Annotated in this window: 7 protein-coding genes; 3 read left to right on the forward strand and 4 right to left on the reverse strand. The window is 34.3% G+C overall.

Translation table 11 applies throughout. The features are described from left to right. Positions 1-20: 20 nt before the first annotated feature. Positions 21-2,453 carry a CotH kinase family protein gene (locus DNU06_RS14330; protein ID WP_111064187.1) on the forward strand — a complete coding sequence of 811 codons (2,433 nt, stop codon included), beginning with the start codon at positions 21-23 and terminating at the stop codon, positions 2,451-2,453. A 143-nt stretch (positions 2,454-2,596) separates the two neighbouring features. Here DNU06_RS14330 and DNU06_RS14335 read toward each other — a convergent pair whose 3' ends face one another. Together DNU06_RS14335 and DNU06_RS14340 are read right to left on the reverse strand one after the other, a co-directional pair. After that, positions 2,597-3,580: a glycosyltransferase family 2 protein gene (locus DNU06_RS14335; RefSeq protein ID WP_111064188.1), complete on the reverse strand. Its 984-nt coding sequence runs from the start codon at positions 3,578-3,580 to the stop codon at positions 2,597-2,599. Between the two features lie 2 nt (positions 3,581-3,582). Beyond that, a complete protein-coding gene (locus DNU06_RS14340; RefSeq protein WP_111064189.1) occupies positions 3,583-6,090 on the reverse strand; it encodes a DUF5686 and carboxypeptidase regulatory-like domain-containing protein in 2,508 nt (835 codons plus the stop codon). A 177-nt stretch (positions 6,091-6,267) separates the two neighbouring features. On the opposite strand from DNU06_RS14340, the gene queA reads away from it, so the two are divergent. Further along, positions 6,268-7,323 (forward strand): tRNA preQ1(34) S-adenosylmethionine ribosyltransferase-isomerase QueA, encoded by a 1,056-nt coding sequence (gene queA / locus DNU06_RS14345; protein WP_111064190.1) that lies wholly within the window; start codon positions 6,268-6,270, stop codon positions 7,321-7,323. A 70-nt stretch (positions 7,324-7,393) separates the two neighbouring features. After that, positions 7,394-8,056 carry a 2-C-methyl-D-erythritol 4-phosphate cytidylyltransferase gene (locus tag DNU06_RS14350; protein WP_111064191.1) on the forward strand — a complete coding sequence of 221 codons (663 nt, stop codon included), beginning with the start codon at positions 7,394-7,396 and terminating at the stop codon, positions 8,054-8,056. A 47-nt stretch (positions 8,057-8,103) separates the two neighbouring features. Here the strand turns inward: DNU06_RS14350 and DNU06_RS14355 are convergent, their stop codons facing one another. After that, a complete protein-coding gene (locus tag DNU06_RS14355) occupies positions 8,104-11,880 on the reverse strand; it encodes a DUF7619 domain-containing protein (protein WP_111064192.1) in 3,777 nt (1,258 codons plus the stop codon). Positions 11,881-12,032: 152 nt separating this feature from the next. After that, positions 12,033-13,484 carry a glyceraldehyde-3-phosphate dehydrogenase gene (locus DNU06_RS14360; protein WP_111064193.1) on the reverse strand — a complete coding sequence of 484 codons (1,452 nt, stop codon included), beginning with the start codon at positions 13,482-13,484 and terminating at the stop codon, positions 12,033-12,035. Positions 13,485-13,507 lie beyond the last annotated feature (23 nt).

The raw sequence follows: 13,507 nt of genomic DNA on the forward strand, positions 1-13,507 counted from the left end.
AATTTGTTATTCAAAAAAAAATGAAAATAGAATGGTCGGCTAAGGTAAATTGGTATTTCGCTTTAGTGTTTTTCTGTTTTCAATTTGGTTTTTACACAAGCGGACAAGTTATTACTGAAATATGTCCTTCTAATAAATTGAATTACAACCATCCAATCGAAGGTTTTGTGGATTGGGTTGAAATATACAACCCCACTGTAAACGACATCAATTTATTGGGGTACGTCATTGTAGATTTAAATGATCCAACAAAAAAGTGGACCATCTACGATACTGTTTTAACAGCTGGAAGTTTTATGGTGTTTCCTGCCAATAGTAATTCTAGTTCAAATAAAACCATCCATTTTAATTTTCCAAAATCTGGTGGGAGAATTGCTATTGCATCTAGTCAGTATTTAATGATTGATTCAATAAATTATCCACCAATGCAAATTGACCATAGTTACGGTAAATTGGGTTTGTATTTCGATCAACCAACCCCGCAAAATAGTAATCAATTGGCCATAGGTTATAAAGGGTATGCACAAAAGCCAAGTATTCGAGTGGAGGAAAACAAACAAGGTAAGGTAGTTCAATTAGCATCCATTCAAGATGACGCGAAAATTCGTTATTCCTTGAATGGCTCTAATCCAGTCAATGGCGCATTGTATACCCATGAAATTGTGGTGGAGGAAAATACTTCCTTTGTTGTGACTGCTCTCCTCGATTCCTTCTTGCCAGCAGATTTTCTATTTTATAACATTTTTGTAAACCCTCCCAAAAAGCTCCCGATAGTGAATTTAACGGTGGATAGTTTAGCCCTTTTTGATGAATTAACAGGGCTGTATATGTTGGGGCCAAATGCAAATACTACGTCACCTTATGCTGGTGCTAACTTTTGGAAGGATACAGCTTTGGATGTACATTACGCTTATTATAATAATTTAGGACAAATTAGAGAAGAACGTCAATGTGTGTTAAAAATGCATGGAGGGGCGGGGTCACGCACAAAAGCCATGAAGCCACTTCAGCTTATTATTAAAAACTATCATGATGAAGCGACTTTTGATTATCCATATTTTCAAGGGAAATCATTCAATTCCTATCAAAAATTGATTTTGAGAAATTCGGGAAATGATTTCGGAGCAACCATGATGAGAGATGGATTAATACATGATTATATTCAACAAAATATGCTGGATATAGATGTTTTAGGGTATCATCCTGTAGTGGTGTATATCAACGGAAATTATTTGGGGATTCATAACATAAGAGAAAAAATAGATGTAGATTATATTAAGGCTAATTATCATACCGATAGTGGTGTTAATATATTAGAAAATCATTATTTGTCCGTTGTTAATGGTAGCGCTGCTACTTTTAATCATATAGTTAATTATGCAAATGGACATGATTTAAAAGAGGAGGGGAATATTAATTGGATTAAAGATAGATTAGACATTCCTTCAATGGTAGATTATTTTATTATAGAATCATTTATTTATAATAAAGACTGGCCCAATAATAATTTAAAATTATGGAATGCAGCTCAGTTTCCAAAATGGCGATATTTATGCTACGACTTAGATGTTAGTTTGAATTATTTTTGGGGATTTGACCTTCCCGATAAACAATATTTAAAATATTTATTAACGCAGCCTGCAACAGCAAATGTGCACATACAATTATTAAAAAATCTATTAGATAATGCTGAATTTAAACGTTATTTTATCAATCGATATGCCGATTTATTAAATACTATTTTTCAGCCCAATCGGTTGAAAGAATTTGTGGTTGGTAAAAAAACACATATAGAATTAGATATGAAAAAACACTGTGATGCATGGAATCAGTCTTATGAAAATTGGCATAAAAATGTGTTTTATCTTATTTCATTTTTTAATGCCAGGGCTGAAATGGTAAGTAAAGAAATAGCCAATACTTTTAATAAGCCAACTGCGGTAGAAATAAGCTTAAATATATACCCATATTTGGCTGGAGCCATTCAGATAAATTCCTTACTTATTGATTCATTCCCTTTTGTGGGAAAGTATTATCCGAAAAATGAGATTGATCTTGAGGCGATTGCTTTTAAAGATCATGTTTTTCATTATTGGTTAAATAATAGAACTGGAGAAAAGTTTTACGCCTCAAAAATACGTGTTAACCCAACTGAATTGGATGATTTTATTGCTGTTTTTAGCCCAGATGAGGATGTTTTTAACTTGGTCGCATTCCCAAATCCTACTTCAAACCAAATAACTATTAATTTTTCTATTCCTAATACTTCTACTTTCAGTTTACGCATCATTGATTTGTCAGGGAAATTAGTAAAAGAAGTGATGCAGGAGGAGATACATGGTGTTGGCGTTTACGAAACGGCTATATTTTTAAATGGATTAATGCCAGGCACTTATTTGTTGTCCTTAAAAAGTGAATATGGATATAAAGCCATCCCAATTGTTAAATGGTAAGATTTTAGTCAAAGCTATATTGGTAGATTCTAAAGGGGGAGGGGTGCACTAAAAATAATGTGCTGTGTTATTGTCGAGAGGGAATGGCTTTGAATGTTCGGAGTTGGGGCTATATTCAAGGCATGCAATTGCAATACCAAATGTTAACAAAACCAAAACGCAGTTACATGGGGCAGTTTGTCTAAAGTGGCTTGAATTAATACTTGCTCTTCAGGTTGTGCTACGGCAATGATGGCTTGGTAGTCAAAGTCTTTTTCAAATACAAGATCAATATCTGCCATGGTTTGGTTATAAATTTCTTGACCTATTTTCTTCGGGTTGTTACATGCCCAAATAAATTCTATACCATGTTGTTGCAGTAAAAGGGCTATGTTTTTCCCTTTTTTTCCACCGCCCCAAAGTACCAGCTTTTTATCTGCTTGGTAATCTAGTTTTAAAAAATACTCCGTTTTCAATTCCTCAAAGGCATTGAATGCATAGTTGGGATCGTTTCTTGAGGTTCTTTCTTGATAGTCGCGCCAAATGTGCACCACTTCTTGTACTGCGACAAATGGTAGTTGATGGGCGTACATTCTCAGTGTTAAATCATAATCTTCGGGATAAGTGTTAGGAGTAAAGCCACCAATTTTGTCAAAAAGGTTTTTTTCCATCATCCATGCAGGAGAAGGGATGACACATTCTCTGTAAATTTGATGATAATGGCTGTGTTCGCTCATGAGCTTGTTCATCCAGATTTCATATTTCAAATAGCCCTCTCTTAAGTTTTCTCCAATGTATTTAATCATCCCCGTAGCCACTGCTTTTGGATTCTCCACCAATACCGTTTTCATTAACCTTAACTTATCAATAGGCATAATATCATCTGCATCCATTCTGGTAATGTAATTGCCTGAAGTGTGCGCATAAGCTTGCTGTAATGCATCAATAATTCCTTTGCCATTGGCAGGATAGATATTAATCCGCTTGTCTTTATTGGCATAGTCTTGTAAAACTATAAAACTATCATCCGTGGAGTGGTCATTCACGACATGTAATTCCCAATTCTGTTCTGATTGGTTTATGATGGAGTCAATGCATTCCTTTAAATAAGGCATGGCATTGCGCATGGGCATTACTATGGAGATCATTCTTAAAAATTAAATTTCATGTCACGGGTGTCTAAAACATCCAAAGATACTTTAATTCTTAGATTGGGCTGTTGGTAATTGGAATCGGAGTAGACCAAGTAGATGGCTGGACGGACAATACTTCTAAATATTTTAAAGTTACGTTCTATGCCTACATAAGCTTCATAATAAAATAAATTATTGTATTCTGGCAGGAATAAAAAACCAGTACCTGCCAAGGATCGAACCCTGGTTTTTTTCATGAAAGGAATTTTGTTGATGATTGCACCATTAAAATGATGAATTGCATGAAACTCAGCATACCATTGATCTGTTACATATTGACTTTTTAAGTTTTGAAAACTGCTTGTAGGTGCAATCATGAGGAACCTAAAAATCGTAGAGTCCGAACGCCTAAAAAATTTCTTATCTACCAGTTCAATATTTTTTTGACTCAAAAATCTCCCAGTTGTAAAATAATAATTTGTCTTACCTAATGTACCAATAGATATTTCTTGTGTAATGTCCAATGCTAAATAGTCAAAGTCAATATCTGAGCCAAATAGCCCTTTTATTCCTTTCTGGTACCTAAGGGAAAAGCTTGGCCATGCACTGCCCAATACTACTTTTCTGTTAGGTTCAGAAACATATTTTTGAAAGGGTGTATAACGTAAAGTAACTGTAGTTCTAGTGGATGTATATGGGTCAAATTGATAAGGCTCTCCTTTGTCCACCAGTGAGTCTAGCCATTTTACATCTACAAATTTCAAATCATTCATAGGATACCGATATTGGACACTCATTTGGGTTGTCAATTGTAAGCCATTAAAAATTTCGAAGGTATGAGACGCGGTGAAATTATCCACATTAAAATAATTACTCAGTTTTAATTGGTCGAGAAAGGCAGAGTTGAAGTTGACGGCGCCTAAGCCGTGTGAGTAGAATAGGTAATACTGTGCCAGTTTTTTAGGTTTATAATAATGGTAGATTCCAGTGTTTCCTCTAAAATCACCATTTAAAAGTCCAATGGATGTGTTTGCCCAAGTGTTGATCCATGTTTCATTTTCAAACTTTTTAAAGTAACCTACTCGTGGACCTAGTCTTGGTGCGCCAATTCCAAGTGGCTCTATAAAATCGACAAGCGAAGAAAAGTGCCATTGCGTTTTCTTATCTCTATTTCTGTAACCTACTCCTTGGTATAACACTTTTAAAAATGTGAGTCGATTAAAGTCGGCATCTATAGAGTCTAAATAAGTTTCTGAAGTGTAAATAGCCGTTAAACTGTCTTGTACAAACTTCTTTCTTTGTTCTTCAGGTGTCAAAGGAATAGGCCTTAAATTGTCCCAGTAAGTGGTGTCTCTTTCCAAAGCTTCTTTTGTTGTTTTTGCAACTTCTGCCCCAAAGAATTTTTTTGGAAAATCAGGGTTTAATTGAAAGTTAGAATACGTTACATCTGTGACGCCAAAAACGGTTTCTTTATAGTATTTTGTTTGGTATTCAAAGCGTTGACTGGTGACTAGCCAAACGGAATCAAATTGGGTATAGGTTTGCTCAATTCTAAACTTATCGTATAGCTTTAAATTCCCCTTTGTAATGGTTAAGTCAACTTTTGTTAATGCCCAGGCATGTTTTTTTATATACAGGTATCCTTCCATACTACTTGATCCGACACTCCTGGGAGTGATTTTCACTTTGTAAATAGTATCCTTTCCTTCCGTGATGATTTCTTTTAGTTTGTATTTGTAAGATAGGATTCCAGATGCATGCAAGGGAGAGACTATGGGGGTTTCATGTAAGAATTCCTGACTCATTAAACCACTGTAAAAGTCAAAACGAATTTTAGGGTAAACTGGTGCTCTGGTTAAGTATAGTTGTTGTGGGCGCCCTATGTTTGATTTTGCAGTGATTTCCTCTTTAATTTTATTTGGATATTCGAAGTTTACCGTTATTTGGCGCTCCATTAAATTCATTCTTTCGCCCTGGTTTATTTTAGATTCCACTTCTTTTTCCTCTTCGTCGAATACGTCTTTTGGCTCTCCTGCACTTTCCAAGTCCTCTTCTTTGTTTTCTTTTTCTTTTTTATCAAAAGTTTCTTTTTCTTTTACGTAGATTTCACAAGTAAAGCCGTCAAAAGGGGCCAATAAATTATCGCGATTGGCAATTACATTCTTTACTATTTCATAGCCAACATTGCCTCGCTTACTGGATACTTCTACCTCTGCAAGTTCCATGTTTTTTTCTTCTAAAAATATGGTCTGTGTAACATCTTGGTTTCTACGGACAACGGTTTTTAAGGTCTTAGATTCAAAACCAATACTGGAATAAATCACTTCGTACTGTCCATCCGGTATATAAAACTGATAAAATCCTTCCAAATTTGTTTTAGCCCCCAAATTGGCAAAATTTTTAACGTTGATCATGGCAAATGGAATAGGGTTATTTTGTTCGTCCATCACGTAGCCACTCAAAGTTTGACTGAAGCCAACTTTTGCTAAAAGAAAAAATATGAAGAAAAGATGCTTAAACGCCATATTAATAAGACAGTAATACCTATGTATTTGTTACAGTTAAATAAAAGTTTTTTTGCAAAAGGTTACAAGATATACAAAGTAAACTATCCAAGATTAAAAAAATTGTATATATCGCCAAAATTAACTACCTTTGTAGGCTTTAAACAAAAATAATTCTGTAATAAAACAATATAATTCATGAAATTATCCGCATTTGATTTTGATTTACCTGACAATTTAATCGCAGAACATCCAGTACCGAATAGAGACGAGTCGAGATTGATGGTTTTGAACAGAGAAAAACAAACTATCGAGCATAAGGTTTTTAAAGACGTTATTGATTATTTTGATGATGGTGATGTTATGATCATGAATAACACTAAAGTTTTTCCAGCACGTATGTATGGAAATAAAGAAAAAACTGGTGCTAGAATTGAAGTATTTTTATTGCGTGAATTAAACCGTGAGAGTTTATTGTGGGATGTATTAGTAGACCCAGCAAGAAAAATTAGAATTGGTAATAAGTTGTATTTTACCGAAGATGATTCTTTGGTAGCTGAGGTTATTGATAATACCACTTCAAGAGGTAGAACGATTCGGTTTTTATTTGATGGTTCTTACGACGAGTTTAAGAAAAAAATCACTGAATTAGGAGAAACGCCTATCCCGCCTTATATTAAAGGTTTAAGAGATGTGGTTCCTGAAGATGAAGAAAGATACCAAACAATTTATGCAAAAGAAGAAGGGGCTGTTGCTGCGCCAACTGCAGGACTTCACTTTTCAAGAGAATTGTTAAAAAGACTAGAAATTAAAGGCGTTCAAACAGCTGATGTTACTTTGCATATTGGTTTAGGTACATTTAGAAATGTTGAGGTTGAAGATTTGACCAAACACAAAATGGATTCCGAGCAATGTATTATTTTGCCTGAAGCATGTGATATTGTGAACAATGCAAAGAAAAAGAAAAAACGTATTTGTGCAGTGGGTACCACAGCCATGCGTGCTATCGAATCTTCCGTGAGTACAAGCGGCATGTTAAATCCATATAATGGTTGGACAAATAAATTTATTTTCCCGCCTTACGATTTTAGTATTGCAGATAGTTTAATTACAAACTTCCATACGCCTCAGTCAACTTTATTGATGATGGTTAGTGCTTTTGCGGATTATGACTTTGTGAAAAAAGCATACGCTGAGGCCGTTAAAGAAAAATATAGATTCTTTTCTTATGGTGATGCCATGTTAATTATCTAATTTGATAAAAGTTTAAACTTTTATTTATTAATTTTAGGACTGCAAATCATTTTTGGTTTGCAGTTTTTTTATGACAAAATCTATTATTATAACCGCAGGTGGTAAAGGTCTTCGAATGGGGTCCGAAATTCCAAAACAATTTTTAACAATTGGAGAACAGCCTATATTGATGGCAACTATAACCCAATTCTATCGCTTTGATCCTAGCATGACCATTGTTATTGTATTGCCTAAAACTCACCTAGAATATTGGGACTCATTGGTAGAAAAACATCAATTTGAAATTGATCACCAAGTGGTAAAAGGTGGAGAGACGCGATTCCATTCTATCCAAAATGGTTTGGAAGTTGTTCATTCCGATTTGGTAGGCGTGCATGATGGTGTTCGTCCTTTTGTATCGCGGAAGGTAATTGAAAATACTTTCAAAGTTGCTGCTACAAGCGGTGCCGCAATTCCTGTAATTTCCTTAAAGGATTCTATTCGTAAAGTTAGTGGTTTAAATTCTCAAGCCGTCAATAGAGAGGATTATCAATTGGTGCAAACGCCCCAATGTTTTAAAACAACTATAATCAAAGCGGCTTATGCAAATGGTTACCAAGCTAGTTTTACAGATGATGCTTCAGTTGTAGAAGCTGCCGGTCATAGTATACAATTAGTGGAAGGGAATGATGAGAATGTCAAAATAACTACCCCAAATGACCTTAAAATGGCCAATTGGTTTTTGAATCAATAAAAAAGCCCCGCTTGAATAAACGAGGCTTTTTATAAAAGGTTTATTTCTTATTTTAAAATAATTCTTCTGTTTATAATTGTACCTGCTGTTGTTATTTTAACGACATACATGCCAGTGCTTAAATTTGATAAATCAACTTGAATGTGATTATTGGAATCGTTTTGGTAAAACACTTGTTTTCCAGATAAATCAAATACCCTAATTTCATTTATCATTTCGCTTGAAACAACATGGAAGAGTCCACTGGATGGATTTGGGTATATGTTTAATACTGTTGAATTCAATGTGGATCCACTACTCAATACCGAGTTGATATTACTGGTGGTATTGGTAACAATTGCAGGGTTCATATCAAAGTATATACTTGCTGTGTTTTCGATTGGTACATTTAGAGGAACATTGATATTTTCTTTGATTTTAAAAGAAACAAATCCTTTGCTCAATGGTTCATTACTAGTGCTATCTGGCAACCAAATTTGTGGAAATGTAAAAGTTATTTTTCCATTTACATCTAGTGAATAATACATGTTGTGCGACTTACTGATCACCTGTATACTATTCCAATCTAAGTATTGACTCAAATCATCTTCAATACGCACATCTTGTGCAGGGGCTGTACCTGTGTTTTGAAAGTTGATGGTGTAGATTAGTTCTTCCTGAATTCCAGCATTGATATACTGCGGCAAGTTTACCAATTTGTTATTTGGGTCATAACTCGATCCTACAATGGCCGTGTAATTCACCGTATTATTCGTAGAATCACAATCCAAATTAAGACCAGAAATTGTTGCAGTGTAGTTGTGCTGTGTACTGTCTGCTATGCCAGCGTCAATATTAAAATCGATCAATAAAGAATCGAAACCATTTATGGTTTGTGTCCATGTTAATGTGTTTCCAATTAAAGTATAGTTGGTTATTGAAAAACTACTGGTATCGAGAGAGCTTCCGTTTGGAATTGTAATACTGATGGTATAAATTGATCCTGGAAAAGTAATATTTGAATTACCAAAGTTTAAAGCCAAGGTATTGGTCCAGTTTTGGTAATAAGGTCCCGATCCAAAGATATTAATCCAAGTATTGTCACAAGGTATTGGGATGTTACAGTCCACGCCAAGGTTGGTATTTATGCTACAGTCGAGCAATGAAACTGTCACTGAAGATAATGGATTGTAATTATTATTGTTCAACCAATAGCTTGGAATGTTGACGCTTACACTATCCATTCCAGGGTGATAGTTTTGGTAGGTATAATTTCCTAATGAGTCAGTAAAAGTGGTAAAGCTACCTGTTCCGTTTAATAATGTGATGGTTACTGGAGCGTTTGGAAGTACGGATTCGTTCGGGTCTAAAATACCATTATTGTTTTGATCACAAAATATTGTTCCGCCCACACATATGGTATCGGCAGCAGTTGCATTACAAACAATTGGAATATTGAAATGAGTATTGCAATCTAAAATAGAGTCACTGTTATTAATGCTTGGATAATCAAAATAGAAGGTACTGTTGTTTGCAATGTAACCATTTGTATTTAACCACGCTTGATCTAAGTTCACATTGAAATATGCGGTATCATATATGGTAAAAGGGAAGTTATAATATCCTAAAGCGTCAGTTGAATCTATGGTATTAATAGCGCCTGAATAGGCAACGTTACTATTTACTTCAATTGGTGCATTTGGGATTGTGCTTTCATTTCCATCTAAGATTCCATTACCGTTATCATCACAAAACACATATCCATTCAAACAAACTTGATTTTGAACACAGTTAAAAGTATTGGTTATATTTTGAATTGGTCCATTGTTGGGCATAGTAATTGAATTTCCAGGAATACTAGACAACCATGACAAATCAAAACTGTCTAACGCGCTTTGTAAAATACCTAAAGTGTATGTCCCTGCCGGCATTGAGTCTGGCCAAGATACCATTTGAGTGTATGTTTGACAAGCATTGGCAAAAATAGTGTCCGTCGCATTATACAAGTAGAAAGAAGAATAATGTAGGATATAATTATAGGTGATATTTGGCCAACTCGATACATTGTAAATTGTAGCATCTTGATTACCATTTCCGTCACAGTCTAAAATATTATTGATATTTAAGAAATAGTCCGGACATATAGATGAATTAACATAGTAAATGTTCAGTGACTTGGAATGTTGTGTAGCAGTTTTCGTTAAAGTCAGACCAATTTGGTATACACTATCTATTGTGTACGCGTGAGAAAGTGCAGGGGTCCAAACAATGGCTTGGTTAGCTAATGTAGTAGTTCCAGTATGTGTAGATGTTGTATTGTCGCCCCAATTTACTTGGACAGAATATTGTTGATTTAATATATTGACTCCTGTAAAATAAATATCAATATCTTCATTTATGGTTGAATCGATTCCAATAGGACTAATTGATAAAGTTACTGTGTCGCATACAGGGTTATAGGTTCCTGCATTTGAAACAATCGTGCTTATAGAATTAAAGTTAGGGGCTGACAAAGAAATATTAGTAGTATGGTTACTATTGCAATCGTAGTTTAACAATTCTATAGGACCATTTGTTGTAAAATTATTATTGTTTAGCCAATTTTGAAAAACACTAATTATTAAACTGTCAATTCCGCCAACGTTTACACCAGTATAGGAAAAATAGCCATTAGTATCACTAAAAATATATTGGGAACTTCCATCAATGTTAACATTGATGGGTACATTTGTAAAAGTATTTTCATTTGAGTCAAGCGTTCCATTAGCGTTCAAATCTTCAAAAATAATTCCGTCAAAACAAACAGAATCAGCATTTGTTAGATTACAATTTAATGGAATATTAAATGGAGGATTAGCCACACAGTTAGAATCTAAATAGCTCGTGTCAACCATATAGTGGTTGTTAGCAGAGTAATATCCATTCGCAGCCAACCAACTAGTCGGCATTGGTAAATATTGACTAGTTGTAATAGGCCATGATCCGCCGACTATTGTACTATAGAAGCCATTTGTGTCTGATATACCTGATAAAACTGGCATGTTATGCACAGGACTTTCTGTTAATGAATCGTAAATACCATTATTGTTGTCATCACAGAAAACTGTTCCGCTAAAACAACTCTGATATGGGCAGTTTAGAATTGCAGTTACATTAGGGGATGGGCCTGTTATTGGAAATGTTATTGTTGAAGGTGTAATGGATGAAATCAAAAGGTTGGAGTTAAGCCCAATACTATATGTTCCAGGTAATATTTTAGGAAATCCATATAAAGGCAAAACTCCTGAAGTTCTATTTTGTGCATAAATCGTATCTGTGGAATTATATAAGTATAAATCTGTAGGAAAAAAAAACGTATGTAATGTATCTATAATGCCATCATTATCACAGTCAACATTTGCGACAAAATTTAATTCTTCACAGGAGTTACTATAGTATAAGCTTTGTTTAAAAAGGCTATCGCCAGAAACTGACTCGCTCAAAACAATCTTTATTGCATTTGGCCCCGTATAAGATAAATTGTTAACTAAAGCAGGTGACCATATAATTGCAGTGTGGTTAGAAACGGACGAACCTGTATGTGTTGTAACTGTGCTGTCCCCCCAAGTTACGGTCAAGTTGTAGTTTATACCTAAAAGGTTTGTCCCAGTAAAACTATAATTGATATCGGCAGAATTTACGGTATCTAAGCCATTTGGAGCGATACTTAAACTGATGGAGTCACAAGTAAGAGGTCTTAGATATATAGTAGACTCTTGATTAATACTTGTTAAGGCTGTTTGAGAAAAGCTAATACTTGCAAAAAAAATAAAAATGCTTGAATAAAATATATTAAGTAGCTTCATAAGAATGTATTTCTTATAAGACACATTTGGTGAAGGTTAGGTTGCTTTAAAAATTAATTTTATTTTATTGCGCGTTTGAAAGTGCTAGGGATAATAAAAAAAAGCCCCGTTTAACTGAATAAACGAGGCTTTTTAATAATATTTAAAATAGATTAATAATAAATCAATCTTCTTACTTTGGCAATGTACTTAGCCAATCTGATTACCTGTTTAGTATAGCCAAACTCGTTATCGTACCAAGTGTAGATTACAGCATTCTTTTTATCTTCTGATAAAATAGTAGCTGGTGCATCATAAACTGCACAACAAGTGTTTCCAATAATGTCATTGGATACCAATTCAGGATCAACTGAAAAATAAATTTGGTTCACTAAGTTTCCGTTTAAAGCAGCATCTTTAATGGTTGCATTTAACTCTTCAACCGTGGTTGCTTTGTTTAATGATAAGTTTAAAATTGCCAAAGAACCGTTTGGTGTAGGTACACGTACAGCATTGGCAGTTAATTTGTCTTTTAAGTCAGGAATTACTTTAGTTACCGCTTTACCAGCACCTGTTGAAGTAATTACCATGTTAATGGCTGCAGAACGACCTCTTCTTGGTTTTTTGTGAAAGTTATCCAATAAGTTTTGATCGTTTGTATAAGCATGAATAGTTTCAATATGACCTTTTTCAACGCCAAATTTATCATTTACGACTTTTAAGATAGGTGAAATTGCATTCGTTGTACAAGATGCAGCGGAAAAAATATTTTCTTTTTCTAAATCTAAGTCACTATGATTGATTCCGTAAACAATGTTTGGAATTTCTTTTCCTGGTGCAGTCAATAATACTTTGTCTGCTCCTTTTGCTTTTAAATGTCTACTTAATGCTTCTCTATCTGTAAATACACCAGTGTTGTCAATAATTAAAGCATTGTCAATCCCATAGCTAGTATAGTCTATGTCTTCTGGATTGCTTGCTTGGATCATTTTTACAATTTGTCCGTTTACAATCAATGCTTTGTTTTCCAAATCTACAGTTACAGTTCCTTTAAAGTCACCATGAATAGAATCATTTCTTAATAAAGCAGCTCTTTTGATGATTTGATCATCTGCATTGTTTCTAGTTACAATGGCTCTCAATCTTAATTGTTGTCCTTTACCTGCTTGTTTAATTAATTCACGAGCAGCCAAACGACCAATTCTACCAAATCCGTATAAAACGACATCTCTAGGCTCAATGTTATGATCATTATTGTCGATCATGCCACCAAGTTTGTTTTCTAAGAAAGCTTTTTTAGAATCATATTTATCTCCTTCTTGTATCCATTCGTAAGCTAATTTACCAATATCAATTTTAGCTGGAGAAACATTCAAGTCTAAAATTTCTTTTGCTAATGCCGCAGTAGTGGAAATATAAACTTTTTTACCAACTACTTTTTCAGAATAATCATGCAAGTTGATGATTTCTGAAATGGTAATGTTTGTCAAGTGATTTCTAAATAAAACCAATTCAATTCCTTTGTCGTACAATAATTCTCCTACATACCTTGAAAGCTGTACAGCCGCTCTTTCATGGTCTATATAATTCTGTAGTTCTTTTTCGTAACCAACTTCTGTTGCCATTTTTATGTATTTATTTAATTTTT

It is taken from the genome of Putridiphycobacter roseus, assembly GCF_003234935.1.
GTDB lineage: Bacteria > Bacteroidota > Bacteroidia > Flavobacteriales_D > Crocinitomicaceae > Putridiphycobacter > Putridiphycobacter roseus.